The following is a 24,515-nucleotide window of genomic DNA, read 5'->3' as shown; positions in this document are numbered from 1 at the left end:
TAGTTCTAATTTTTATTCCTTACAATTATGGAAAAACACAGGTGTGGATGGTGCGTTGGTAATCCTTTGTATGAGGCTTACCATGACGAAGAATGGGGAGTTCCGGTATATGATGATAATACTTTATTCGAATTTTTAATTTTAGAAACGTTTCAGGCGGGTTTAAGTTGGATAACCGTTTTAAAAAAGCGTGAAAACTTTAGAAAAGCTTTCGATAATTTCAATTATGCGACAATAGCCAAATATCAACAGTCTAAAATTGATGATTTGTTGCAAGATGATGGTATTATTAGAAACAAACTAAAAGTAAAAGCAACGATTACTAATGCGCAGGCTTTTATGAAAATTCAAGAAGAATTTGGGTCTTTTTCTAAGTATATCTGGGATTTTGTTGATGGCAAACCTGTTAAAAACAATTATAAAAATTATAAAAATGCTCCTGCAAATACTCCTTTGAGTGATGTCATAAGTAAAGATCTAAAAAAGCGAGGTTTTAAATTTGTAGGTACAACTGTTATGTATGCGCATATGCAGGCGACAGGAATGGTTAATGACCACGAAGTATCATGTTTTAGATATAATGAAGTTTAGAGGTACTTTAAAAAATCTAATCGCGAAATATGCTTAGCTCCTAAACTCTCTAGATGATTGGTGTGTAATTGACAGTCAATTAATTTATAGTTAGAACTCTGAACAAATGTTATAAAACCCACTTTGCTGGCATTACTAACTTTAGCGAACATGCTTTCACCACAAAAAACAGAATTCTTTATATCAATACCGTAAAGTCCTCCAACCAATTCGTCATTTTGCCAAACTTCAATAGATTTAGCATAGCCAAGCTTATGTAACTTTATATAAGCTTCTACCATTTCATGAGTGATCCAAGTACCTTGTTGTCCTTCTCGCTTTGCTTCGGCACAGTTTTCAATTACTTGTATAAAGGCTTTGTTTTCTGTGACTTTGAATAGATTCTTTCTTATCACTTGTTTCATACTTTTAGATACCTTTAAATCTGCCGGAAATAATACAAAACGAGGGTCTGGCGACCACCAAAGAATAGGTTCTGTACTATCAAACCATGGAAATATACCTTTTGAATAAGCATGGAGTAAACGTTCAGTAGATAAATCTCCACCAACAGCTAAAAGCCCATCAACAGAGGCTTCTGAAACATCTGGAAATTCTATTTTTTGAGTTAAAAAGTGCATTAATTAGTACTGCGATAACATTTTTTTAACATTTTTGGTGTTAAATACAGGTTTCTGTTTTGATAGTATAATAATTTTATTGATATTTGACCTGACCTTTATGAAATAAATTTTTGTTCATCATTGCTTTTTTTTAAGTTTGTTAGTAGAGGTCAAACCTAAAACCACAATATTAAGTCCTGATTAACCATCAGGACTTTTTTTATTTCAAAACATAAAAAAAGACTTGTTTTAATTAAATCAAGTCTTTTATAATCGCTTAAAATTTGTATCCTTAAAACGGTAAATCGTCGCTATCTCCTTCGTTTAAATCACTAACAGGTTCAAATGCTTCTGTTGGTGGCACAGGTGGCATGTCTCCACTCGCAGCTTCTGGTTGTAAAGCTTCAATTCTCCAGCCTTGTATTGAATTAAAGTATTTAGTTTCTCCTTGTGGATTTACCCATTCTCTACCTCTTAGGTTAATGTTAATCTTTACTTGCTGACCAACTTGGTAGTTATTCAATAAATCAGTTTTATCCTGAACAAATTCCACCATAATATGTTGTGGGTATTGTTCTTCTGTAGTTACCACTACTTCTCTTTTTCTAAATCCATTACTACCAAAGGTTTGTGTCTCACCTACCATCTTAATACGTCCTTGTACTTCCATTTTTGCTTAATCTATAATTATTAAATATTTGTATTTTTTGAGACTACGAAAGTAATAACTTCCAAGCACTTTCTATGTCTCCATAGCTCAAATAATTTCGAGCTAACTTATGTTTTTCTCTATGTGACGCTGTTTTAATATCAGGATAACGCTCACTAATATCTTCAACAAACTTATTTACGTCATCGGCATTTGGCAAAGTTTCAACATTTGCTAGCATCCCAAGATTATTTCCGGTTAAAATCATGCTGTTTCTTACATGCTCTGGCATACTATCTACACCTATACCCATATTTCTGATAGGTTTTGGAATTTCAAAAAAGCCCTTTTTTGCTCTACTATAATAACTACCACCAGCTCTAGCAACTAAATCTAAGGCTTCTTGATTTATAGTGTTATCGTTAGTCATAACGTCCTCTGAAATATGAAGTTTTACCACTTCACAGATTACTAAATTTCCTGCTCCTCCTTCGTTACCCAAATGTATAATATCATTGACCTTGCATTCAAATTGTACAGGTGATTCGGCAACTCTAAAAGGCTTTACAATATCCGAAGCTAACATAGTTAATCCTGCTTTTTCAAACTCATTAACATCCTCAGGATATTCAGTACTAGTTAAAGACATTTGGTGAACAATATCATAATTCACCACATTAATTACAACTTCTTTTATGGCCTCTACATTCTCTAAAGTATGCTTTGTGGTATTATCTCTAACACGTCTCGCTGGTGAAAATATTAACACAGGTGGATTAGCGCTGAACACATTAAAAAAACTAAAAGGAGACAAATTAGGATTACCATTTACATCAATCGTACTTGCAAAAGCAATTGGTCTTGGTGCAACAGCACCTAATAAATAGCTATGTAATACGCCTGTTGAAAGGTCTTGAGGGATAAATGAAACCATGTAGTCAACTGATTTTCAGCAAATATAATTATTATAGGTTGTCAGCGAAAGTATTTTACATCTGTATTAGTACAATATTATCAACATATTTACATTATATTTAAAATTGAAACGAGTATCCTAATAGTTTTATGGCTTAAGGGATTTTTAATGACGAACAGCATGTGTCCTATATAAAATCAATTTTTAAAAGCACATGAAATTTTACTGACTAATGACCTTGAGTTTAAACAGAAATGTAATCCGTTGGATTATTATTGTGTCTTCCTTTATTATCATTTCCCTTATACTTTGGAATACGTATGTGTTTTTTCAATACTTTAAAGCAGAGGAACGCGCAAAGATGAAAAGTTGGACATTTGCCTACAATGAATATGTGAAAGACCTCACTAGCGCTGAACCTACCTTTAATGAAGTAGCGCAGTTCATTGTTTTAGATTCTACGATTACTACACCAATGTTATTAATTGATACAAAGAGTAATAATATTGAAGGATCTAGAAATATAGGAGTAAATATTAAGGCTAATGATTCTATAAAAAAAATACTAGATTCTTCATTTATTTATAGAAATAGAGAAAAGCTTATTACTAAGTTTAGTAAAGAGAACGAACCATTTATCATAAAAAGTCAGAATAAAGTATTATACTACGGTAATTCGCCACTTTTAAACAAACTAAAATATTATCCACTAGCACTTTTATTAATTATTCTACTTTTTGCTGCGGTTGTTTATTTCTTTTACCGAAGTTCTAAAAATGCTCAACAAAACAAGCTTTGGACAGGTATGGCTAAAGAAACAGCACACCAAATAGGTACTCCGTTGTCTTCTCTTGTCGGCTGGACAGAAATTTTAAAGACTGAAAACATCAATCCAGATTATATTGTAGAAATTGAAAAGGATATTGATCGTTTACAAACCATAACAGATCGTTTTAGTAAAATAGGATCGATACCAACTCTAGAAAAAGTTGATATTGTTGAGGTTACCAAAACATCTTATGATTATTTAAAATCAAGATCGTCTAAGCTCATTAATTTTGAAAGCAATATCCCAGAACAAGAAATACCAGTGAATTTGAATACTGAACTTTATAGCTGGACTATTGAAAATTTGGTGAAAAATGCAATTGACGCTATGAAAGGAAAGGGTGATGTAAAGCTAGAGCTTTTTCAAACTGAAAAGCAAGTGTTTATAAATATTTCGGATACAGGAAAAGGGATTTCAAAACAACAATTCACTAAAATTTTTGAACCAGGTTATACAACTAAAAAGCGTGGTTGGGGACTTGGACTGTCTCTAGCTAAGCGTATAATTGAAGATTACCACAATGGAAAAATTAAGGTTTTGACTTCTGAGATTGGAAAAGGAACAACAATTCAGATTGCTATGAAGCAGGTTTAGCAAATGATTATTGAAAATTTAGTTTAAATTTGAATATGAGTGCGTCAAGATTTTTCACTTTAAAAGAAGCTCGGTTAAGTAACAACTGTCCAGAATGCTATTCTAATGATAGTTTAGAAGTTGTATTTAAACAAAAGTTTATCGAAAACACTTTTTATAAAGCGATTACAGCAGAAACAGTAAATGAATTACATTGCTTGAACTGTGATACTCAAATATTTCCTATTCGTTGGACGGACGATATTGAAAGTGTTGTAGATTACCAAAAACGAGCCTTACAACCTAAGCCTAAATCAATTAAATTAAAACCAATCAGTTGGATTTTAATCATAACTATTTTAGTTTTAATTATTGTATCTGCGTTATTTGCAACCGAAATATTTAGTTTTTAAATAAAATTAGAAGCTATTTTATTGGCTAGAGTTTCAAACTCTATAGGTTCTAGTTTCTCTTTGTGTGTAAAGCGAGCGTTTTCCATAGTATGAAGTGGAATTAAATGAACATGTACATGAGGTACTTCTAATCCAATAACAGACATGCCAATACGCTCACACGGTACTGATTTTTCTAATGCTAGTGCTACACGTCTAGAAAATTGCATCAATGCAGTATAAGTAGCTTCATCTAAATCAAAAATTTTATCGATTTCCTTTTTAGGGATACAAAGCGTGTGCCCTTTAGAATTAGGATTAATATCTAAAAAGGCAAAGAAGTTTTCTGTCTCTGCGACTTTATAGGATGGAATTTCACCTGATACTATTTTTGTAAAGAGTGTTGCCATAATTTAAATGAGAAAGTAACAAGTTTTTATAAAGATAAAAAGATTCCTGCTTAACTGAAATCAATTCAGTATAAAACAGGAATCTTTTAAATATTAAGTTCAGAGAGTTTATCTCGAAATCTCTAAAATATCAAACTTCATTGTTCCACTTGGTACTTGTATTTCAGCAGTATCACCTACAGATTTACCAAGTAAACCTTTACCAATTGGTGAATTAACTGAAATTTTACCAGAAGCTAAATCTGCTTCACTTTCAGCCACCAAAGTATAGGTCATTTCCATACCATTTACTTGGTTTTTTATTTTTACAATAGATAACGCCAAAACCTTAGAGGTATCTAATTGCGATTCATCAATAACACGAGCACCGGATAATGTTTCTTCCATTTTAGAAATTTTCATTTCTAACATACCTTGTGCTTCTTTTGCGGCATCATATTCTGCATTTTCACTCAAATCACCTTTGTCTCTAGCTTCTGCAATAGCTTGGGACGCCTTTGGGCGCTCAACATCTTTAAGATGATTTAGTTCTTCTCTTAGCTTTTTTAAACCTTCAGCTGTGTAATAAGATACTTTACTCATAATTCATTCGTTTATTATCAAAAGATGCTGAAACTTACTAAGCGTAAGGACAGCATAAAAAAAATCTCGCGCTGACGAGATTACTATGCAAATATATAAAATATTTACGGTATAGTTGAATTAATTGTAAATTGCCTTTCAAAAATTGATAATGAAAAAACTACTTTTACTGTTTAGTTGTGTTATGATTTTTACTTGTGATAAAAATAATGACAATAGCAATTGTAACTTTTTATTTAATGCTGGTGTTAACCTAACAGTAAATACTAATTTGCCTCAGTTTAACCAACTACAATTTCCTGGGAATGGAGTATATGTTTCTGGACAAGGAAATAATGGTATTTGGCTTTGGCGTTTAAACTCTGCTACCCTTTATGCTTGGGATGCTGCTGACCCTAGTCATCAGCCTGCTGCATGTTCAACATTGGAAGATACTGGTCAAGGTGATATAGTAACTTGCGGCTGCGATGATGGTAATCAGTATAGTTTGGCTACAGGTTTAGTATTTGGTGAAAACACACAACCCTGTACGTTACAGCCATACAGGGTTGAGGATATTGGAAATAATACGTTTTTAGTATCCAATTAAAAGTTTAAAGTTATACCAACCAAAAAGTTGGTTGTTGCTTGTGGGTAAAAACCAGCACCTTCTATTGTTGAAATAGTTCCTGGATTAGACCAAGTATCATCAAATGTATAGTAATAACCGTTTGATATATACTCAACATTAAATATATTATTTACTAAACCAGTAAATACCACAGAATCGAAAACAGATTTAGTTTTAAGCATATAGCTGATATTAAAATCATTTATAAAATAGCTCTCAAGTTTAGATGCTTTAGCTTCGGTATTACTCATAAATTGTTCGCCAACATATTTACTCAATAAAGACATTTGTAGGTTCTCAATAGGTTGAAAAACAATAGCATTTGCAGCAACTAAATCTGGTGAAAATGAAATATCTGTTTTACCAAGATTTTGTAACGCTCCGTCAAAAGGAATAATAGTTCCCTCATTTTTATTAGTACTTATAGTCATATTGGGTTGTAGCGTAAGTTTTGGTGATACAGGAACTATAGCTTCTAATTCTAACCCTAAACGATAACTTTTTCCGCTATTTGTTCTTATCGGATTGCCCACATCATCTAATTGGCCAGAAAGTACCAATTGTTCATTATAAAGCATATAATAGGCATTGGCATTAAAGGTGAAGTTCCCTTTCTTATGTCTCCAACCTAATTCGAAATCATTTAATTGCTCTGCTTCGATATTTGGATTGCTTTCAAAATCGGTTCTATTAGGTTCTCTGTTGGCTCTAGCATAAGAGAAATACAAGCTGTTATCAGAATTTAAATCATATGTTATACCAGCTTTTGGATTAAAAAACGTAAAGTTTTTATCTACTGCAAATTCTACAATATCAGATGTTGTTCCTGTAGTTTTATAAGTTACATTTCTAACCTGTAAATCTCCGTATAAACTTACATTTTCGTTAAGCCTATAGTTTGCCTTTGTAAAAACAGATAAATCATTCTTTTTACTATTACCATCATAATAATGATCTCTAATTTCGCTTTGACTAGCAAATTCTGCCCAAATCACTTCACCAAAATGCTCTCCATTATAGTGACTGTAAGAACCTCCAAAAATTAAATTTAGGTTATCATCTTTATAATTGGCATTGGCATTAAACACATAAAAATCGTTATCTAACCAACGTCTGCGAATTAAGTCAGTCTCATCTATTGTTTCTCCATTGATATCTATTGGTTCAAAACCATACGTATCAAAACCTTCATCTTCTTTATACTGTTCAAAATAGCCACGACCGTATGTATAGTTTAAGCCCAAGGTTGTCGACCATTGACTATTGTATCTCTGATTCCAGTGTAATTGATAGTGATCTTGACTGTAGTTATCGACTTCGTTATCGTAGAACTGGGTATTACCATCGTCGTCTGTGTATTGACCAGCAATATTATAAGTACGGTTATTTTCTAATAGATTCAAATCCTCAAGACCATACCAAGATTGATAGGTAACTTCATTTCCACCAAAAAGAACGGCTTTTACTAAGGTATTATCATCTACATAAGAGCCTTGTAAAAAGTAAGATTTCAAATCAGATGAAGCTCTATCAATATAACCATCTGAAGCAATATTTGAAAGACGACCAGCAATTTCGAAGTGGTCATTCATAAGTCCTGTACTAAACTTCACCGTATGTTTTCTTGTATTATAACTTCCAAAAGAATTAGAAATTTCACCTGATGCATCTTTAGAGAATGCATCCGTTAAAATATTAATACTTGCTCCGAAAGCACCAGAACCATTGGTTGATGTACCAACTCCACGTTGTAATTGTAAACTTTCTACAGAAGAGGCAAAGTCGCCTAGATTGACCCAGAATGTTCCCAGAGATTCCGCATCGTTGTATGGAATTCCATTGATAGTGATGTTTGTAGATTGTGCACTAACACCTCTAACTCTAATACCTGTATAACCTACACCTGCACCAGCATCTGTTGTGGTAACTACTGATGGTAAAAAGTTAAGTAGCATCGGGATGTCTTGCCCTAAATTACGTTTAGCAATTTCCTTTTTAGTAACGTTACTGTGTGTAATAGGCGATTTAGCATTTACACGTACTGCTTTTACTAGGACTTCGTCGAGTTTTTCAACTTTTGTTGAATCTTGTTGTTTTTCTTGCCCATAAGTTGAACAAAAGCTTAGTAAAAAAATGAATAGTGTTAATCTCTGCCAACTAAATTTTGGGAGATTTTTGAATAAAATTTTAGTTTCGGCTACATTATTTTGAAAGACGAAACTGAATCTAGTTAAGTAGGACAAGTTACTACCAGATTGACTTTTAAGAATACTAGATTTCATACGACTATAATTTATAATCGAATAAAAAGAGGTCATTATTCTTGGTTAAAAATTGATTATTGTGAGCATTAGCTTTATACAATATTGAAATGTTGATTTCTATTTTGAATCCATACAATGATGACTAAAACATCTTTAAGATTCAGAAGTAAAAACCAGCATTGATGACCTTATCGCACTCGCTAAAAATGTCTACAAGACATTTTCTTTACGCTCGTTTCCTAAACAGCATTACCTGTTCTAGGTTCAATGGGTATGATCTCAGCCACTTATTGGCACCCCTTTTTTGAGAACGCTGCAAAGATAGTAACAAATGATATTAGACAAATGATTATTTAGAAATTATTTTAACGGAAGTAATTAATCTGTTTCTGGTGGTTTACGATTAGCTTTCTTTTCTGAAGTTTTACGTTTATTAGCTAAGCGTTTTCTCTTTACTGCTTTAGGAATTTTTGTTTTAATACGTTCCTTTTCTTCCTTTAAACCTTCATCAATTAGTTCTAAAAAGCGATGTGTGACAATGGCTTTGTTTCTGAACTGACTTCTGCTTTCATCACATGCTAAAATTAAAATACCTTCTTTAGTTAATCTTTTTGAGAAAAATTCAGAGAGTTTTAGTTTTTCGTCTTTATTAAAGACTTGAGAATCTTGAAGGTTGAAATACAATTCTGCTTTTGAAGAAACTTTATTGACATTTTGTCCTCCACTTCCTGAGCTTCGCACGTATTTATAAGATAATTCAGATTTAAGTAAATCAGCGTCCACTATTCTTTAATTTGATGTGGTGCTTTGAGTAAGTCATTAACTGTCTTTACCGGATTAAACGTAATGATTGGTACTTCAACAAAGATGGTATTCCAATGTGCCATGCTACCATTCCAAAGTCCAGGTAGTTCTAACGCTTTTAAATCTTTACCCATTTGTGTTTTTGAGCTTATAAAAGCGGCACTATGGTCTACGTAGTTTTCTAAATCAAATTTTTCACCTTTATAGTTTTTTACACCACAAACTAAATCTACAGGATTAAAGTGTGTGGCATTTTCTAGAATTGCTTTTTGCTTTTTGTCTTTCAAATTAATTTGTGCAGACTCTACAATCTGAAGGGATTGGTTAGAATTTTGATCTTTTACCCAAAAAGGGCCTCCGCCAGGTTCTCCCTCATTTTTTACCATTCCACAAATTCGGATAGGTCGATTTAGTTTTTCTTTTAAATATTTTTTTTTATAGCGGTCTGAATATTTTATATACTCGGTAGATATTTTGACACTTAATTCTTCAGTTAAAAAATCCTCTATTGTTTTTAGTGATGAGTCTGATGCATCATTTCTATCTAATTGCTTTAAAAACTCAAACGTCTTGTTTTGTAATTCTAATAAAATCCCAGCTAATACTATTTTGTATTTAGCAACTTCATCTTTGTACTTTTTTACTACAACATTGTCTATGTTTTTGACAAAGATAATGTCAGCATCTAACGCATTTAAGTTCTTTAATAAAGCTCCATGACCAGATGGTCTAAATAAAATGGAACCATCTGCTTTTCTAAATGGTTTATGATCTAAAGTCACAGCAACGGTATCTGTGGATTGTTGCTGATACGAAAATGAAATATCGAATTTAACATTTGTATTTTCTTCTACGTGATCTTGAATGCGTTTAAATTCCTTAGAAAACTTGTCTTCGTAAACTTGTGAAATTGTAAAGTGAAGCTTGGCTAGTCCATCGCTAGATGCATACAATGCAGCTTCATACAAATGTTCTTCAAAAGCTGTTGATATATGGTTGTTTTTATATTCGTGAAATGGCAATAATCCTTTGGGCTGATTCCCAAAATTCAATTGATTTTTGTCTAACATCGCTTTGGCAAATTGCCAAATTTTTTCATGCGTTGGTAAAGTTTCAAATGCAATTCCTTTAGATTTGAGTAATTCTAGAACTTGTTTATAGAATGGAAATTTTTCTAAACCCACCATAAACAAGGATAAATCTTTTAGTCCATTTTTATTTATGTAAGAATTGAGCGATTGCTCATTAGGCTTATATTCATTAACAAACTGGAACAAGAATTTGAACATTCTAGTTGCAGCACCAGATGCAGGTACAAATTTTAATAATGAAATATTATTTTTTTCAGCTTCAAATAGGGTGACATATTTTTTTATACTTATCTCATTTAATGCCATTATTCCATCGTTTAAGGTAGCGGCATTTGCAATGTTTGTAAAAGGAATACCTGCTTCAAAAATGTTAATTTGTTTCTTAACATCGTCTACGGTTAATCCTTTCGCTTTAATTTGTTTTATATCATTCTCTGTAAAACTCATATTTTTTTCTCTAGTAGCTTGTCAATATGCCCTACAGCAATTTTAAGACGCTCGGCTTTACTTCCTTTTAATAAAACATAAGGTCTATTGTAGGTTTTTAGAGCAGTTTCAAATGCTTTGAACATACGTTCTCTCTCATTGGGTTTGTCTCTTAGGTCATCTGCTTCCCAAGGTGTGTCAATATAAGTTAAAAAGTAAAGATCGTAGGAATTTTTTAGAGCATATGCTTCTAAAATCGGGTCACATGTTCCTGAGTAATAAGCTTCACTATATACTTTAGTTTCAAGTAGATCGGTATCGCATATTAGAACTGAGTCCGTTTTTTGAGCTAATTCATTTTCGAGTTTCATTTGTCCGATTGCAATCGGCAGTAAATCTTTTGGCTCGCAAGTTTTACGCTCGTTATTCCATTTATCTTGTAGATATTCTCTTGCATACTCACGTACCCAAACCGAATTATAATGTCTGGCTAGTTGACGAGATAATGTTGTTTTACCTGTAGATTCAGGTCCAAACAAAACGACTTTTATGCAGTTGCTAGGTTGTTGTTTAAGTGCTTCTTCCATGCTAAATATCCAAATATTGCAATTATGGTAAATCCTAAATATTGAAAACTTGTAAAGGTAAAACCTTTATGCAAATACAAAGGTACAGATATGATGTCTCCAATAATCCAGAAGATCCAATTTTCAATTTTACGCCTAGCCATTAACCACATACCTACAAAAAATATCGCTGTTGTAATAGTATCTACATAAGCGACCCAACCATTCCATTTATCAAATGTTTTATAAACTATAAAAACAAATAGTAAAGTTGCTAAAAATATTGCTACACTTAGTTTTTTTTCTTTTGTGGTAGTCATGGAAATTGGAGTAACATGTGTTTCGTCAACTTTGCGTGTCCATATATACCAACCATATACGCTCATTGCAAAATAATAAGCGTTGATCATCATATCTCCTAATAATTCCCATTTTAATAATAAATACACAAAAATCATTGTACTAATCATTCCAGTTGGAAACACAAATATTTTATTTTGTTTAGAATACCAAACCGATAAAAATCCAAAAATAACCGCGATAATTTCTAAGACGATGTCTGTAGTTTCATAGGTTGAATATTGCGCGAAGAAAAAATCAAAAATCTGGTTCATAGTCGCTTCGGTCTGTTTTTACTAGTTTCATTTGTAATACTGAAATATCTACATCAGCAAATGAACGCTTTATTTCTTGAGTTAAGAACGGCATTAATACATCATAATCACCATAGATTTGAGTACTTAGAGGATTTTCTAATACTGTAAACTCTGAAGCTCTTAGTCTTTTTATAAAATTGATGACATGTTTTTCATAATCATCTTGTAATGGGGATAAAGTTAAATCTACAGATATATTCATACTATTTTTTTATGTCATTAAAGAATGCTTCATCCTCTTCAAAGGCTGTTCCAATTACTAATAAATCTGCGCCAGCATTGTAAGCTGATTTTAGTTCTGCAATGGATTTAATACCACCTCCAACTATGAGAGGAATAGTTAATTTTTGCTTTACCTTTAAAATTATTTCAGGCTCAATAGCATGTGTTGCGCCACTTCCAGCTTCTAGATAAATTAATTTCATACCTAAAAATTCTCCAGCTTTAGCTGTGTCCTTTATAATTTGAATTTCACTTCTTTTAATTGGTTTGGTCTTACTCACGCGCTGAACAGAAGTTTCTTTTCCGTTCTCAATTAACAGATAGCCAGTCGGAATTACTTCCAGATTTGTGCCTTTCAATCTAGAAACTGCTTCAACATGTTTCCCAATCAAATACTCTGGATTTCTTCCAGATATTAAAGACAAAAACAAAATGCCATCAGCTTTATCTGTAATCTGTATCACATCTCCTGGAAACAAAACCACTGGCAAAGAGGTGTGTTTTTTAATCTTATCAACCAGAATTTCAGTGATGCCTTCATCAACTTCACTTCCTCCTACAAAAATATGCGTTGCTATAGATTGATTGATTTTAGAGATAAAACTTGAAACAGCTTCAAGTTTCATTTTATCAGGATCGATTAAAACAGCTAATAATTTTTCACCTTTGGCTTTTGCAGTAATGATATGTTGATAGATGCTACTCATTATGGGACAACATAGGCACAAGTAAAACCTTCAAACTCTAAAAATGCTGTATTATACCTGTATTTTTTGTCTTTATAATCTATCCATGCGACAGTTTCGCTATGTTTAATCATGAATGGAATCACTAAAAAATGTTCCCTAAATAGCATACCTGGTGTGGCAAACAACTTGTATAAAGATTCTTTAATTCCCCAAATTACAGTAAGTTTTCTTATATAATCTTCAGCGTTTTTATCTAAATAATCAAACTCATAGTCCACAAATTTATGTGCTATAATTCCGATTTTATCACGTTGTTTTTCAATATCTATTCCAACTTCGTTATCACTAACAATGACTCCCGAAAAGGTGAAGGAATGTGTTATTGAAATGTGTTTTCCGTCTTTTAAATGTGGTTTTCCGTTGTTATCGTAATATAAATCTTGATCTGTATAACCAAACTCTCGCAACAAATGACGTACACTTAAAAAACCACGTTGATGTAGTTCGCTTTTCATGCCTAAAACACGTTCTAGGCTATTTGATTTTAAATCTAGAGGCTCTAATAACGCATTGTAAGACTCTTCAATCTTCCAGATTTTAACAGTAGTTTGTGAGTTTACGCTAATGGATTTGTACAGTGGCATTTAATATTGTTAATCCTATTGATTATCTTTGCATCGCCTAAGGCGAATTTGGTATTTTTTTGATATAGCGAATTTAGTTATTTAAGCCATAAACCCAAAGGCAAGTACAATTTTAAAAACGAGATAAAAGAGAATATGAATACAAAAACAATTGCTTACGTACCTAACAAGGTAAAAGATATGTCCCTTGCGGCTTGGGGAAGAAAAGAGATTGAACTAGCTGAAGCAGAAATGCCAGGTTTAATGAGTCTTAGAGAAGAATATAAAAATGAACAACCTCTAAAAGGTGCTCGTATTGCTGGATGTTTGCACATGACGATTCAAACGGCTGTTTTAATAGAAACATTGCAAGCCTTAGGTGCAGAAGTAACTTGGAGTTCTTGTAATATTTTCTCTACACAAGATCAGGCTGCTGCTGCAATTGCTGCTGCAGGTACAGCCGTTTATGCTTGGAAAGACATGACAGAAGAAGAGTTTGATTGGTGTATAGAACAAACATTGTTCTTTGGTGAAGACCGTAAGCCATTAAATATGATTTTAGATGATGGTGGCGATTTAACTAATATGGTTTTAGATCGTTACCCAGAGTTATCTGATGGTATAAAAGGTTTATCTGAAGAAACGACTACAGGTGTTCACAGGCTTTATGAGCGCGTTAAAAATGGTACATTAACAATGCCAGCAATTAACGTCAATGATTCGGTTACAAAGTCTAAATTTGATAATAAATATGGCTGCAAAGAATCGGCAGTAGATGCAATTCGTAGAGCAACAGATATTATGTTAGCTGGTAAGCGTGTAACAGTTTGTGGTTATGGTGATGTTGGTAAAGGAACTGCGGCTTCTTTTAAAGGAGCAGGTAGTATTGTGACTGTCACTGAAATTGACCCAATTTGTGCATTACAAGCTGCAATGGATGGTTTTGAAGTGAAGAAGCTAGAGACGGTTGTTGGAAATTCTGATATTGTGATTACAACCACTGGAAACAAAGACATCGTTAGAGCTGAGCATTTTGAAGCTATGAAAGACAAAGTAATTGTTTGTAATATTGGTCACTTTGACAATGAGATACAAATGGATTGGTTGAATAAAAACCATGGAAATACTAAGGATACGATTAAGCCTCAGGTAGATAAATACACTATCAATGGCAAAGATATTATCATTTTAGCTGAAGGTCGTTTAGTAAACTTAGGTTGTGCAACGGGTCATCCAAGTTTTGTAATGAGTAATTCATTCACTAATCAAACTTTAGCACAAATCGAGCTTTGGAAAAATGCTGATGCCTACGGAAATGATGTCTATATGTTGCCAAAACATTTAGATGAAAAAGTAGCAAAATTACACTTAGAAAAGATTGGTGTTGAGCTTACAGAACTAGCAGACTACCAAGCCGATTACATTGGTGTAAAAGTTGAAGGGCCTTATAAGCCTGAGCATTACAGATATTAAATTATTGTCATACTGAACTTGTTTCAGTATCTCATCATAGATTTAAACCCTCGCAGAAATGTGAGGGTTTTTAATTATTACTTCGAATATTCAATCGCTCATTAAATATCCAATTTTTAATCAATTTTTTGTTTGATGTTATCTCCGCATATACGTAAATATTAGATTCAAAGCATAGTGATTTTTCTGCTAGTTCTATCACAACTTTGTCATCACAATAACTAGAATGTAAAAAATAAAGTTCTTTGTCTTTTATGAGTACATAACCAACATGATTATCAAGACCAACAAAGTAAACACCATCAGAATAAACCTTATTTACTTTGGCTTTCAACTTCTCATAAGTTAAGTTAGAAAATATTTTAAGCTCAGACCTCGATTGTAAAAGTTTGGCTTCATCCAAACCAGCAGCTTGTGCCATTTTGTAGCGATTGAGATTAAAACCTAAATGCTTTAAAGTGGTCGATACAAAATAACCACATGCAATTTCACCATCATTCGGAATATTGGTGTATCCATTAAAATCCCACTCGGTTTCATACCAATGAGGCACAATATCATTTAGTAATTTAGAGTAGATATATTTTGATGCGCTATCAATAGCTTTGGTTTTATCAGAGCTATATAAATTTTTAAAATAGTTTTGGTCAGTTTTAATTTTATTGGTGATAGTCGTATAATTTCCTTTTGGTTTGAAGTTGATGTTCAGTTTTATGGAATCTAACAAAAATTCATTACTAACTTCCATTGCTATAGTCTTGCTATTTTTATTTTGAATTTCTGTAACTACTAATTCTTTTTCTGCATTGTCATTGCAACTACTTACTAAAATAAAAAATAAAAGGAGGCTAATTTTCGACATACATATTTAACGATCTATCTCTATATTTAGTATCTTACAAACTATGCAACACAAATCTAAACTACCTAATGTAGGTACTACAATTTTTACAGTAATGAGTGCTTTGGCTAACGAGCATAATGCCTTAAATCTATCTCAAGGATTTCCTAATTATCCTAGTTCTCAAAAGTTAAATGATTTGGTTTCAGATGGTATGAACAATGGTTACAACCAATATGCACCAATGGCTGGTAATTTGGATTTGCGATTGGCAATTTCTAACAAATACCAACTGCTTTATAAAGCCACTTATCACCCTGAAAATGAAATAACTGTTACAGCTGGTGCAACACAAGCCATTTATACCATTATATCAGCATTTATTAGACCAAATGACGAAATTGTTATTTTTAAACCTGCTTACGATTGTTATGAACCTGCTGTTGAAGTGAATGGAGGTAAAACGATTCCGATTCAATTATCAGCATCAGATTATAAGGTAAATTGGAATGAAGTTTCCTCAAAGATATCATCTAAAACTAAGATGATCATTATTAATTCACCTCACAATCCTAGCGGAACAATATGGTCTAAGGAGGATATGCTTCAACTTCAAAAGTTAACCAAAGACACTAATATTATTGTATTGAGTGATGAAGTCTATGAGCATATTATTTTTGATGGTGAACAACACCAGAGCGTCTGTTTATTTGAAGATTTAAAACAACGTAGTTTTATTACGGCTTCCTTCGGAAAGACATTTCATAACACAGGTTGGAAAATAGGTTATTGCTGTGCATCAGATCATTTAATGTCGGAGTTTAGAAAAGTGCATCAGTTTAATGTGTTTTCTGTAAATCATCCAATGCAAAAAGGAATAGCTGATTATATGCAAGATGCAGAAACGTATTTAGATTTAAATTCTTTTTTTCAACATAAACGTGATTTATTTTTAAGTTTAATTTCGGAATCTCGCTTTAAATTTACTCCATCAAAAGGGACATATTTTCAGGTTTTAGATTATTCTGGCATCACAGACGAATACGATGTGGATTTTGCAAAACGACTAACTAAAGAATTTAAAATTGCATCAATTCCGCTGTCAGTTTTTAACGAAAATAATAAAGATGATAAGGTATTGCGTTTCTGTTTTGCAAAAACGGATGAAACCCTTAAAAAGGCAACGGATGTTTTAAAGCACATTTAAATATGATATCAGTCAACCTGCACAGATATTATAGGTTATATTTCTGGAAGAGTTAAACAAAAAATTAAATACTATGAATACTTTGAGACAACTAGTTAAATTATCATTGATTTTTCTCATTTTTATTTCATGTGGAAGCAGTGAGCGTGTCATTACAGATGAAGGAAAAATTTATAATGTAGATGGAAAGGCAATTAAGAAAAATGGTGTTAATGTGTCGAGTGAATTAGATGCTTCTCAAAAAGAGAAAATTGATGATCTCTTAAATCAAAAAGAAGAGCAAGAAAAAGCTGAAGCAAAAAGACAGAAAGAGCTTGAGAAAGCTATTGAAACACAAGAAAAAATAGAAAATGATGCTAAAGAAAGACAAAGAGAGCTTAAATCTCAATTAGATGCTTTGCAAGATAAAATTAGAAATCGACAAAACGCTAGAGATGATTATGCTAAAATCAAGAAGCGATTTGTTGAGCAACAAAAAGAACTTGAAAAGCTAAAGAGCAATGGTCAACTCTCTTCCATAGAACTTAAAGAATGGGAAGCAAAACTAAAAAAGTTGGAAGTAGAAGCAGAAAAAGCACAACAGAAACTCAATAAATTTTAAAATAGTGTGTAACTTTTAGTAATTTTCAGTGTCAAAATGAAAAACGCTTAATCAAAAGAATATGAAATATTTTATCCTAGTTTTAATCTTCACATTATCACTTACCTCATTTGCTCAACAAGTAGAAAATGACGGAAAAACTTATGAAGTAAAAAAAGAAAAAATCTTCCTTAATGGAGAAGACGTTACAGAAACCTTAAATCTTGAAGAAAAAGAAGCTATTTTAAAGCAAGCGGCTAAAGTTTCCAAAAAATTAAGAATTACTGAAAAAGCGAAAAAAGAAGCCGAAAAACTAGAAAAAGAAGCGAAAAAAGCAGAAAAAGCTCAAAAAAAGGCTGAAAAGGCTCAGAATAAAGCCGAAAAAGAATTAAAGAAAAAGGAGAAACTTCAAAAGAATTTTGAGAAAGCTCAAAGTAACCTTGAGAAAGCCCAGAAGAAATATGAAAAGCTGAAGAGAAAGGGTAAATTATCTCCTGAAGATGAAAGAAAAACGCTTGAAAAGCTTGAAAAATTAACTGAAAAGTTGGAAAAAGCAAAACGTAAATTATAAATATGAGTAACTCTTTAACTGTTGCTTTAATTCAAACATCTTTAGTCTGGGAAAACCCAACAGAAAATAGACGCTTACTAAACGATAAGATCAATGCTGTTACGACTAGTGTTGATCTCATTGTTTTGCCAGAAATGTTCACGTCTGGTTTTACCATGAATGCTGTTGAAGTTGGCGAAACTATGAGTGGTGAAACCATAAAATGGTTAAAGGAAATATCTAGAGAAAAACAAACTGCTATCGTTGGGAGTTTAGTAATTTCTGAGAACAACAATTATTATAATCGTTTGGTTTGTATAGAGCCCTCTAGTCATATTACGCTATACGACAAAAGGCACACTTTTACTTTGGCAGGTGAGCACAAAGTCTATACTGCTGGTACAGAAAAAGTAACCTTTAATTATAAAGGCTGGAAAATTTGCCCTCTGGTATGCTACGATTTGCGCTTCCCTGTATGGGCAAGAAATATTGAAGATTATGATCTCCTACTTTATGTTGCCAATTGGCCTAAGGTTAGAGTTAACGCTTGGGATGCACTATTAAAAGCGAGAGCCATTGAAAACATGAGTTACTGTGTAGGAGTAAATAGAGTAGGGCTCGATGGAAATAACTACGAATATTCCGGACATTCAGCCGCTTATGATGTTTTAGGGCATAGAATAGATTCAATTCCAGAAAACAAGGAAGCCACAGAAATTGTAGTTTTAGAAAAAGATCATATTAAAAAGTTTCGAGAAAAACTGAATTTTTTGAATGACAGAGATGAATTTAATCTAGTAGTATAAACTCTATAATCCAATCAAAGTTTGCTCTTACTTCTTCAATCGGTTTAGAATAACTGACACGTTCAGGTTGAATACCTAAAAGATAGTTTCCTGTATCGTATTTTCCATTACCATTGGAATCGAAAATAACTCTTAAGGCATATTGTCTTGGTGATAAATCATTAAAATCTACTACAGGAGATTCTGTGGCGTAACGCTCGTATAAGACAACCCCACGATCATTCACTAGCTGAACAATCAAAGGAAATTTAGCATTTCGAAGGTTCACCCTAATATTACCATATTGAGATTTTAGTTTTGTTCTAAAAGAATAATTGAGAGTGTCTTTATTGCTGCCTTCATAAAAATCGGTGAATGTGCCTGGTAACATGGTGAAGAGATATTTTTCGCCTTCTTGCATGTCAATAGGAAATTTATACCTATTGAAAATAGAATCATATTCTACTTTATATGGAACAAATAAAGAATCTTTGTCAATCAGTTTAACTTTAGAGGTGTCAATTTTGGTAAATGGAATATTACCTTGAAGGGTAAAATCTTGTTCAAAACCTAATGTACCTTTTGTTATTGCAGATATTTCTAGTGAATCTGCCTTTAATGCTCTAAAACGATGTTTAAAAGTATCAATGTACTTTTCATTAGTAACTATAAAAAAAGTAGTGTCCACCTCAAATTTTGGCTTATACCAGTAATATAGAGTATCTGTCTCTGAGTCTTTCAGAATGCGAGTTTCGTAACCCTCTGGTGTTTCTCCCAAGACATTAATTCTCATAGATTTATAATCACCTTCGTATGGAAAGATAATTTTAGTTTCACCATCTTGTTTTGGTTTTACAGCTTTAAAATTTATGTCTTCATTAAATAAGGTTAATTTGTAAGTTGAGTCTGTAGGTACAGTAATAAATTCCTTTTTAAATCCTATTTTGTCTGCTTTTTGATCAAACTTGTAATTGCTGTTTTTGTCCTTTAATGCTACTAGTTTATACGTTCCTGCTTTAATATTATCAATACTAAAACTTGTAAGACTGTCTAAGGTATTAGTGATGTATCTCGGTTTTTCTTTGTAAACTATAGAATCTTTGTAGGTTGAATCTACATCGTATAACATTACAGAAATAAATGTATCTGGTTCTTCTAAAAGTGCGTCTTCTACAAATCCCTTGACGGAGAGAGAATCAATAGTGTCTCCCGTAGAAAATACATATCTATAATAAGGATAAGGATTACCTTCATTATTATCTACAATACTCTCCCCGAAATTAAAGGCATAAGTTGTATTATCCTCTAAAGTATCTTTTATTTTAATTGATATGTAATTACTTGCCACAGACATTGGAGTTACAATCGGATCTATGTCCATAGGTGGGGAAACAATAAGTTGTTTACGAAGATCTTTTACTTTTACATATTCATTAAAATAAATTCTAATTTCATCTCCTTTAAAATTGGTGGAAAAATTCTCAGGTATAGACTGCGTTATTTCTGGTGGTTCTTCATCCTTTTCACCTCCAGTAGGTGTACCACGATTAGCACAACTCACTAAAGTAATGGTAATAAAAACAAAATTTAAAATTCGCATTAGAGGTAAGCGCATCTACATAAAATAATTTAGCACAAAGAAACAATATAATTTAGTTAGAAACGAAAAAATTAATCTGCAATTGCCATCGTAGCAAGACTTAACTTAATATTATCAATTTTTAACAAAACAGATGCACATGCCTCAACAGTTGCTCCAGTAGTAATGATGTCATCTATCAACAAAATATGCTTTCCTTTTAGAGATTCTCTTTCAGTAATGCTGAATATAGCCCCATCATCATTCCAACGTGTTAATCGTCCCTTAAATACCTGTGTTTGTGTGGATTTTGTTTTTACTAAAATAGTATCATTATAATCTGCGTTTAGAGCATTAGCAATTTCTTTCCCAAATTTTGCAACTTGATTATAGCCTCGTTTTCTCAATTTTGTTTTATATAATGGTACTGGAATAACAACATCAATAGCATTATATGCATCAATAGTGCTAAGTTCAGATCCTAGCCATTCGCCTAAAAATCCACTAATTTGTTCATGACCTCGGTATTTTAAATTATGAAGCAATTGTTGCACAATTCCTTTTTTAGAAAAATGTAATAATGCAGTCGCGTTTTCTAATTTCACTCGTCCAAAAACTATTTTTTGAACGGCATCAGAACTATCAAAGTGAAAATTAGTAATAGGTAATTGATGTCTGCAAAATATACAGATGACGTCTTCATTATCGTTTAAAACATTGTTACACGCTTCGCAGACTTCAGGAAAAAACAAGTTTAACAAATTTTTTATCACTTAATCGATTAAAATAAAATTACACTTCAATTAACTCTAATTTCGCATTAAATTAAGAAATTAATAATGATAGTTAGTCCTCATATATTTAACTACAGATTAATTATAGGTTCTTTATTGGTCGTTTTAACTGTTTTAGGAGTATATAGTTTCACAAACTATAAATCCATTCAATCTTACGAGGAATTCTTAAAACAAGAAAAGTCTTTGATAGAAAATGAATTATCCGAGATGTTAACAAGTTATGATGAACTGAGCGAAGATTATAGTTTTATGGATCTACAGCTCCTTGAAGCAAAGCTAGAAACTAAGAATGCATTAGATTCATTGAAGTTGTTAAAAGGCGATTTATCCATTATTACCAAGTTTAAAAACCACCTCGTAGTTTTAAAATCAAAGAGCAAAGTATTACTTAGTACCATAGATTCTCTAAATACGGTTAATATTAAATTAGAGAATGAGAAACGCTATGCATTAAATACTATAAAAAAGAAAACCGTTGCAATTAACAATTTAGAAGAGACTAATGACTCTTTAAATAAAACTATTGACAATGCAGCAATATTAAAAGCTGTTAATGTCAATGCACAAGCTTATAAATTAAGATCAGGTAAAAAAAGATATACAGAAAGAGCTAAACGTGCTAATACCATTGATGTTTGCATTACATTAACTGAAAACCCTTTAACTGAAAAAGGAAGAAAAGATGTTTATATCCAGATTGTGAGTCCAGAAGGCAATGTAGTATCAGATAAGGGTGAAGTTGTTTTTGGAAATTCGTCTTTAATTTACAGTAAAAAGGAAGTAGTTAATTACAACAATAAAAATTTAGAAATCTGTACTACAATTAAGGCAGAGAAAGAAGATCAACCCTTTGTAAAAGGTTATTATTTTGTCAATGTCTTCCATGAAAATATAAAACTTGGCAGCACTAGTATAAAATTAAAATAAAGTAACTATATAATTTTTTAAAAACCGGTCTGTTAATCAGAGCGGTTTTCTATTTTTGCAGCATGGCAAACGAAGACAAATTCAAAAAAGTAATCTCTCACGCTAAGGAGTATGGTTACGTATTTCAAAGTAGTGAAATCTACGATGGACTTAGTGCAGTGTACGATTACGCTCAAAACGGAGCGGAATTAAAGAAAAATATTCGCGACTATTGGTGGAAGGCCATGGTACAAATGCATGATAATATAGTAGGTATTGACGCTGCAATATTTATGCATCCAACAACTTGGAAAGCTTCAGGTCACGTTGATGCCTTTAACGACCCTTTAATTGATAATAAGGATTCTAAAAAGCGATACAGAGCTGATGTCTTAGTTGAAGATTATTGTGCTAAAATTGAAGCCAAAATAAACAAGGAAGTTACAAAGGCCGAAAAACGATTTGGTGAAGCCTTTAATAAGGAAGAATTTGTTTCTACAAATGGTAGAGTTCTTGGTTACCAAGAAAAAATTGACACTACTCTTAAGCGTTTAGGACAATCTTTAGAAAAGGAAGATTTAGCAGATGTAAAAGCATTGATTGAAGAACTGGAAATTGCAGATCCTCTATCTGGAAGTAAAAACTGGACTGATGTAAAGCAATTTAACCTTATGTTTGGAACTAAACTAGGTGCTTCTGCTGATACAGCAATGGATTTGTACTTACGACCAGAAACGGCTCAAGGTATTTTTGTCAACTTTTTGAATGTTCAGAAAACGGGGCGTATGAAAATTCCGTTTGGAATTGCACAAACAGGAAAAGCCTTTAGAAATGAAATTGTGGCAAGACAATTTATTTTTAGAATGCGTGAATTTGAACAAATGGAAATGCAATTTTTCATAAAACCAGGAACACAAAAAGAATGGTTTGACTATTGGAAAGACACACGATTAAAGTGGCATAAATCCTTAGGATTAGGTGAAGAGAATTACCGTTTTCACGATCATGAAAAATTAGCACATTATGCTGATGCTGCTACTGATATTGAGTTTAATTTTCCGTTTGGTTTCAAAGAATTAGAAGGAATTCATTCGCGTACAGATTTTGATCTAAAACAACACGAAGAATACTCAGGCAAAAAGTTACAATATTTCGATCATGAAGAGAATGCGAGTTATACTCCTTATGTTTTAGAAACATCAATTGGTCTAGATCGTATGTTCTTAGCTGTATTCTCAAATTCACTTATAGAGGAAGAGTTAGAGAATAATACGACACGCACTGTTTTGAGACTACCAGCAGTTTTGGCTCCAACAAAAGCAGCCATTTTTCCATTGGTAAAAAAGGATGGTTTACCTGAAGTCGCTAAACAAATTGTAGAAGACCTAAAATGGGATTTTAATGTGTTTTATGATGAAAAAGATGCCGTAGGAAAACGTTACAGAAGGCAAGATGCCAACGGAACTCCATTTTGTATCACAGTAGATCATGATACTTTAGAGGATAATACAGTTACGATTCGCCATAGAGATACGATGGAACAAAAGCGGGTGAAGATTGAAGATTTAAAAGATTTGATCAAAGCAGAAGTTGATGTGAAGCATTGGCTAATGAAGATGAAATAATCAAATTACTGTGTAGGCAGAAATATTATAATAAAACAAAACCCAAGTTTAGAAACTTGGGTTTTGTTTTATTGGGTCATTAAAGTCTAGAAACGATATCCAAAATTAACACCAAACCTAAGCTCGATATTATCTAAATAGTCCGTATCAAAACTCCCTAAATTTCTTGCAATATCTCCGTTTAGTGTTAAAGTAAATTTATTATTAAACATCCATTTGTGCCCAATACCAAATCCAGCAGAAAAGCCACTAACGTCATATTTAAACTCTTCTTGAACCGCACTATCTATTACACTGTCATAGCTATAGTAATAGTAATCATCTACTGTCACTTCTCCTGTTCTTAACTTTATTTGTGGATAAAAGAAAAAGCCTGCATGGTCTTTCTCTTTTGAAAAATAGATGAGATATGCTGCTTTTACACTAAATGCAGTACTTTCATCTATATAACCAGCATCGTAATATCCATAAGTATCAAAGAAATTGGCGCCTATAAAAAGAGATTGATTTTTGTCGAATAGGCGTTCGTAATTAACATTTAAAGTTCCTGCTATTACTAAATCTAGTAGGTTTGTAGAAATTTCGTTTTGTTTAGGTAATTCATCTGACGATTCTTGAGCATTCATAGTAAATACTGAAAACAGCATCAATGCTGCTAATAAAGATTTTTTCATATT

General features: G+C 32.4%; 28 protein-coding genes. 11 read left to right on the top strand and 17 right to left on the bottom strand.

Annotated elements, in window-relative coordinates:
* Nucleotides 1-27 precede the first annotated feature (27 nt).
* On the top strand, nucleotides 28-591 hold the full coding sequence (locus Q0822_RS04245) for a DNA-3-methyladenine glycosylase I (RefSeq protein ID WP_299120566.1): 564 nt from the start codon (nucleotides 28-30) through the stop codon (nucleotides 589-591).
* Here Q0822_RS04245 and aat read toward each other — a convergent pair.
* The 3 genes from aat to Q0822_RS04230 form a co-directional block, all read right to left on the bottom strand.
* On the bottom strand, nucleotides 588-1,211 hold the full coding sequence (gene aat, locus Q0822_RS04240; RefSeq protein ID WP_299120564.1) for a leucyl/phenylalanyl-tRNA--protein transferase: 624 nt from the start codon (nucleotides 1,209-1,211) through the stop codon (nucleotides 588-590). The two genes, Q0822_RS04245 and aat, sit on opposite strands and share 4 nt — an antisense overlap.
* A gap of 274 nt (nucleotides 1,212-1,485) precedes the next feature.
* Nucleotides 1,486-1,863, bottom strand: a complete 378-nt coding sequence (locus Q0822_RS04235) for a DUF3127 domain-containing protein (RefSeq protein ID WP_299120561.1) — start codon at nucleotides 1,861-1,863, stop codon at nucleotides 1,486-1,488.
* Nucleotides 1,864-1,906: 43 nt separating this feature from the next.
* Nucleotides 1,907-2,776, bottom strand: coding sequence for a flavin reductase family protein (locus tag Q0822_RS04230; protein WP_299120559.1), 870 nt, complete (start codon nucleotides 2,774-2,776; stop codon nucleotides 1,907-1,909).
* 214 nt (nucleotides 2,777-2,990) lie between these two features.
* On the opposite strand from Q0822_RS04230, the gene Q0822_RS04225 reads away from it, so the two are divergent.
* Nucleotides 2,991-4,181, top strand: a complete 1,191-nt coding sequence (locus Q0822_RS04225; RefSeq protein WP_299120557.1) for a HAMP domain-containing sensor histidine kinase — start codon at nucleotides 2,991-2,993, stop codon at nucleotides 4,179-4,181.
* Between the two features lie 35 nt (nucleotides 4,182-4,216).
* Nucleotides 4,217-4,573, top strand: coding sequence for a hypothetical protein (locus Q0822_RS04220; RefSeq protein WP_299120555.1), 357 nt, complete (start codon nucleotides 4,217-4,219; stop codon nucleotides 4,571-4,573).
* Here the strand turns inward: Q0822_RS04220 and Q0822_RS04215 are convergent.
* Both Q0822_RS04215 and greA read right to left on the bottom strand, forming a co-directional pair.
* A complete protein-coding gene (locus Q0822_RS04215) occupies nucleotides 4,570-4,962 on the bottom strand; it encodes an HIT family protein (protein ID WP_299120553.1) in 393 nt (130 codons plus the stop codon). The genes Q0822_RS04220 and Q0822_RS04215 overlap by 4 nt on opposite strands.
* Before the next feature lie 108 nt (nucleotides 4,963-5,070).
* The gene (greA, locus tag Q0822_RS04210) at nucleotides 5,071-5,544 is read right to left on the bottom strand and encodes a transcription elongation factor GreA (RefSeq protein WP_299120550.1); all 474 of its coding nucleotides are present in this window, start codon (nucleotides 5,542-5,544) and stop codon (nucleotides 5,071-5,073) included.
* A gap of 151 nt (nucleotides 5,545-5,695) precedes the next feature.
* Here greA and Q0822_RS04205 point away from each other — a divergent pair, with 151 nt between their 5' ends.
* The gene (locus Q0822_RS04205; protein ID WP_299120547.1) at nucleotides 5,696-6,133 is read left to right on the top strand and encodes a hypothetical protein; all 438 of its coding nucleotides are present in this window, start codon (nucleotides 5,696-5,698) and stop codon (nucleotides 6,131-6,133) included.
* On the opposite strand, the gene Q0822_RS04200 is transcribed toward Q0822_RS04205, so the two are convergent.
* From Q0822_RS04200 to Q0822_RS04165, 8 genes are all read right to left on the bottom strand, one after another.
* Nucleotides 6,130-8,436: a TonB-dependent receptor gene (locus Q0822_RS04200; RefSeq protein ID WP_299120544.1), complete on the bottom strand. Its 2,307-nt coding sequence runs from the start codon at nucleotides 8,434-8,436 to the stop codon at nucleotides 6,130-6,132. The genes Q0822_RS04205 and Q0822_RS04200 overlap by 4 nt on opposite strands.
* A gap of 360 nt (nucleotides 8,437-8,796) precedes the next feature.
* Nucleotides 8,797-9,201, bottom strand: a complete 405-nt coding sequence (gene arfB, locus Q0822_RS04195) for an alternative ribosome rescue aminoacyl-tRNA hydrolase ArfB (protein ID WP_299120541.1) — start codon at nucleotides 9,199-9,201, stop codon at nucleotides 8,797-8,799.
* Complete coding sequence (locus Q0822_RS04190; RefSeq protein WP_299120538.1) at nucleotides 9,201-10,760, bottom strand: DUF4301 family protein; 1,560 nt, start codon at nucleotides 10,758-10,760, stop codon at nucleotides 9,201-9,203. The genes arfB and Q0822_RS04190 overlap by 1 nt, the downstream gene beginning before the upstream one ends.
* Nucleotides 10,757-11,326, bottom strand: coding sequence for an ATP-binding protein (locus tag Q0822_RS04185; protein WP_299120536.1), 570 nt, complete (start codon nucleotides 11,324-11,326; stop codon nucleotides 10,757-10,759). The genes Q0822_RS04190 and Q0822_RS04185 overlap by 4 nt, the downstream gene beginning before the upstream one ends.
* Nucleotides 11,287-11,919 carry a nicotinamide riboside transporter PnuC gene (gene pnuC, locus Q0822_RS04180; protein ID WP_299120535.1) on the bottom strand — a complete coding sequence of 211 codons (633 nt, stop codon included), beginning with the start codon at nucleotides 11,917-11,919 and terminating at the stop codon, nucleotides 11,287-11,289. The genes Q0822_RS04185 and pnuC overlap by 40 nt, the downstream gene beginning before the upstream one ends.
* Nucleotides 11,903-12,163, bottom strand: a complete 261-nt coding sequence (locus Q0822_RS04175; RefSeq protein ID WP_299120534.1) for a hypothetical protein — start codon at nucleotides 12,161-12,163, stop codon at nucleotides 11,903-11,905. The genes pnuC and Q0822_RS04175 overlap by 17 nt, the downstream gene beginning before the upstream one ends.
* A gap of 1 nt (nucleotide 12,164) precedes the next feature.
* Nucleotides 12,165-12,890 carry a geranylgeranylglyceryl/heptaprenylglyceryl phosphate synthase gene (locus Q0822_RS04170; protein WP_299120533.1) on the bottom strand — a complete coding sequence of 242 codons (726 nt, stop codon included), beginning with the start codon at nucleotides 12,888-12,890 and terminating at the stop codon, nucleotides 12,165-12,167.
* Entirely contained in the window at nucleotides 12,890-13,516 is a 627-nt protein-coding gene (locus tag Q0822_RS04165; protein ID WP_299120532.1) for a 4'-phosphopantetheinyl transferase family protein, read from the bottom strand. Before Q0822_RS04165 ends, Q0822_RS04170 begins: the two co-directional genes overlap by 1 nt.
* A gap of 135 nt (nucleotides 13,517-13,651) precedes the next feature.
* Between Q0822_RS04165 and ahcY the strand changes: the two genes are divergently transcribed.
* Nucleotides 13,652-14,968, top strand: a complete 1,317-nt coding sequence (gene ahcY, locus Q0822_RS04160) for an adenosylhomocysteinase (protein WP_299120530.1) — start codon at nucleotides 13,652-13,654, stop codon at nucleotides 14,966-14,968.
* A 70-nt stretch (nucleotides 14,969-15,038) separates the two neighbouring features.
* Here ahcY and Q0822_RS04155 read toward each other — a convergent pair whose 3' ends face one another.
* Nucleotides 15,039-15,830 (bottom strand): hypothetical protein, encoded by a 792-nt coding sequence (locus Q0822_RS04155; protein WP_299120528.1) that lies wholly within the window; start codon nucleotides 15,828-15,830, stop codon nucleotides 15,039-15,041.
* A gap of 43 nt (nucleotides 15,831-15,873) precedes the next feature.
* Between Q0822_RS04155 and Q0822_RS04150 the strand changes: the two genes are divergently transcribed.
* From Q0822_RS04150 to Q0822_RS04135, 4 genes are all read left to right on the top strand, one after another.
* Nucleotides 15,874-17,016, top strand: a complete 1,143-nt coding sequence (locus Q0822_RS04150) for a methionine aminotransferase (RefSeq protein ID WP_299120526.1) — start codon at nucleotides 15,874-15,876, stop codon at nucleotides 17,014-17,016.
* A gap of 73 nt (nucleotides 17,017-17,089) precedes the next feature.
* Nucleotides 17,090-17,617 (top strand): hypothetical protein, encoded by a 528-nt coding sequence (locus Q0822_RS04145; protein WP_299120524.1) that lies wholly within the window; start codon nucleotides 17,090-17,092, stop codon nucleotides 17,615-17,617.
* 61 nt (nucleotides 17,618-17,678) lie between these two features.
* Entirely contained in the window at nucleotides 17,679-18,167 is a 489-nt protein-coding gene (locus Q0822_RS04140; RefSeq protein ID WP_299120523.1) for a hypothetical protein, read from the top strand.
* Between the two features lie 2 nt (nucleotides 18,168-18,169).
* Complete coding sequence (locus Q0822_RS04135) at nucleotides 18,170-18,952, top strand: amidohydrolase (RefSeq protein WP_299120521.1); 783 nt, start codon at nucleotides 18,170-18,172, stop codon at nucleotides 18,950-18,952.
* Here the strand turns inward: Q0822_RS04135 and Q0822_RS04130 are convergent.
* Entirely contained in the window at nucleotides 18,936-20,546 is a 1,611-nt protein-coding gene (locus Q0822_RS04130; RefSeq protein ID WP_299120519.1) for an Ig-like domain-containing protein, read from the bottom strand. The genes Q0822_RS04135 and Q0822_RS04130 overlap by 17 nt on opposite strands.
* A 56-nt stretch (nucleotides 20,547-20,602) precedes the next feature.
* The gene (locus tag Q0822_RS04125; RefSeq protein ID WP_299120517.1) at nucleotides 20,603-21,283 is read right to left on the bottom strand and encodes a phosphoribosyltransferase family protein; all 681 of its coding nucleotides are present in this window, start codon (nucleotides 21,281-21,283) and stop codon (nucleotides 20,603-20,605) included.
* A 66-nt stretch (nucleotides 21,284-21,349) separates the two neighbouring features.
* On the opposite strand from Q0822_RS04125, the gene Q0822_RS04120 reads away from it, so the two are divergent.
* Together Q0822_RS04120 and Q0822_RS04115 are read left to right on the top strand one after the other, a co-directional pair.
* Nucleotides 21,350-22,234 carry a hypothetical protein gene (locus Q0822_RS04120; protein WP_299120515.1) on the top strand — a complete coding sequence of 295 codons (885 nt, stop codon included), beginning with the start codon at nucleotides 21,350-21,352 and terminating at the stop codon, nucleotides 22,232-22,234.
* Between the two features lie 62 nt (nucleotides 22,235-22,296).
* On the top strand, nucleotides 22,297-23,838 hold the full coding sequence (locus Q0822_RS04115) for a glycine--tRNA ligase (protein WP_299120514.1): 1,542 nt from the start codon (nucleotides 22,297-22,299) through the stop codon (nucleotides 23,836-23,838).
* Between the two features lie 86 nt (nucleotides 23,839-23,924).
* Here the strand turns inward: Q0822_RS04115 and Q0822_RS04110 are convergent, their stop codons facing one another.
* Entirely contained in the window at nucleotides 23,925-24,512 is a 588-nt protein-coding gene (locus Q0822_RS04110) for a DUF3575 domain-containing protein (protein ID WP_299120513.1), read from the bottom strand.
* Nucleotides 24,513-24,515 lie beyond the last annotated feature (3 nt).

This window comes from uncultured Winogradskyella sp., assembly GCF_947496485.1.
Lineage (GTDB): Bacteria > Bacteroidota > Bacteroidia > Flavobacteriales > Flavobacteriaceae > Winogradskyella.
This window is presented reverse-complemented; position numbering and strand designations above follow the sequence as displayed.

Coding starts and splice junctions, on each gene's coding strand:
- Q0822_RS04110 (WP_299120513.1), bottom strand. CDS start 24,512: ATGAAAAAATCTTTATTAGCAGCATTGATGCTGTTTTCAGTATTTACT.
- Q0822_RS04150 (WP_299120526.1), top strand. CDS start 15,874: ATGCAACACAAATCTAAACTACCTAATGTAGGTACTACAATTTTTACA.
- Q0822_RS04140 (WP_299120523.1), top strand. CDS start 17,679: ATGAAATATTTTATCCTAGTTTTAATCTTCACATTATCACTTACCTCA.
- Q0822_RS04225 (WP_299120557.1), top strand. CDS start 2,991: ATGACCTTGAGTTTAAACAGAAATGTAATCCGTTGGATTATTATTGTG.
- Q0822_RS04190 (WP_299120538.1), bottom strand. CDS start 10,760: ATGAGTTTTACAGAGAATGATATAAAACAAATTAAAGCGAAAGGATTA.
- Q0822_RS04215 (WP_299120553.1), bottom strand. CDS start 4,962: ATGGCAACACTCTTTACAAAAATAGTATCAGGTGAAATTCCATCCTAT.
- Q0822_RS04245 (WP_299120566.1), top strand. CDS start 28: ATGGAAAAACACAGGTGTGGATGGTGCGTTGGTAATCCTTTGTATGAG.
- aat (WP_299120564.1), bottom strand. CDS start 1,211: ATGCACTTTTTAACTCAAAAAATAGAATTTCCAGATGTTTCAGAAGCC.
- greA (WP_299120550.1), bottom strand. CDS start 5,544: ATGAGTAAAGTATCTTATTACACAGCTGAAGGTTTAAAAAAGCTAAGA.
- Q0822_RS04145 (WP_299120524.1), top strand. CDS start 17,090: ATGAATACTTTGAGACAACTAGTTAAATTATCATTGATTTTTCTCATT.
- Q0822_RS04235 (WP_299120561.1), bottom strand. CDS start 1,863: ATGGAAGTACAAGGACGTATTAAGATGGTAGGTGAGACACAAACCTTT.
- Q0822_RS04175 (WP_299120534.1), bottom strand. CDS start 12,163: ATGAATATATCTGTAGATTTAACTTTATCCCCATTACAAGATGATTAT.
- Q0822_RS04120 (WP_299120515.1), top strand. CDS start 21,350: ATGATAGTTAGTCCTCATATATTTAACTACAGATTAATTATAGGTTCT.
- Q0822_RS04115 (WP_299120514.1), top strand. CDS start 22,297: ATGGCAAACGAAGACAAATTCAAAAAAGTAATCTCTCACGCTAAGGAG.
- Q0822_RS04135 (WP_299120521.1), top strand. CDS start 18,170: ATGAGTAACTCTTTAACTGTTGCTTTAATTCAAACATCTTTAGTCTGG.
- Q0822_RS04205 (WP_299120547.1), top strand. CDS start 5,696: ATGAAAAAACTACTTTTACTGTTTAGTTGTGTTATGATTTTTACTTGT.
- Q0822_RS04220 (WP_299120555.1), top strand. CDS start 4,217: ATGAGTGCGTCAAGATTTTTCACTTTAAAAGAAGCTCGGTTAAGTAAC.
- pnuC (WP_299120535.1), bottom strand. CDS start 11,919: ATGAACCAGATTTTTGATTTTTTCTTCGCGCAATATTCAACCTATGAA.
- Q0822_RS04200 (WP_299120544.1), bottom strand. CDS start 8,436: ATGAAATCTAGTATTCTTAAAAGTCAATCTGGTAGTAACTTGTCCTAC.
- Q0822_RS04130 (WP_299120519.1), bottom strand. CDS start 20,546: ATGCGCTTACCTCTAATGCGAATTTTAAATTTTGTTTTTATTACCATT.
- Q0822_RS04185 (WP_299120536.1), bottom strand. CDS start 11,326: ATGGAAGAAGCACTTAAACAACAACCTAGCAACTGCATAAAAGTCGTT.
- Q0822_RS04230 (WP_299120559.1), bottom strand. CDS start 2,776: ATGGTTTCATTTATCCCTCAAGACCTTTCAACAGGCGTATTACATAGC.
- Q0822_RS04165 (WP_299120532.1), bottom strand. CDS start 13,516: ATGCCACTGTACAAATCCATTAGCGTAAACTCACAAACTACTGTTAAA.
- Q0822_RS04155 (WP_299120528.1), bottom strand. CDS start 15,830: ATGTCGAAAATTAGCCTCCTTTTATTTTTTATTTTAGTAAGTAGTTGC.
- ahcY (WP_299120530.1), top strand. CDS start 13,652: ATGAATACAAAAACAATTGCTTACGTACCTAACAAGGTAAAAGATATG.
- Q0822_RS04170 (WP_299120533.1), bottom strand. CDS start 12,890: ATGAGTAGCATCTATCAACATATCATTACTGCAAAAGCCAAAGGTGAA.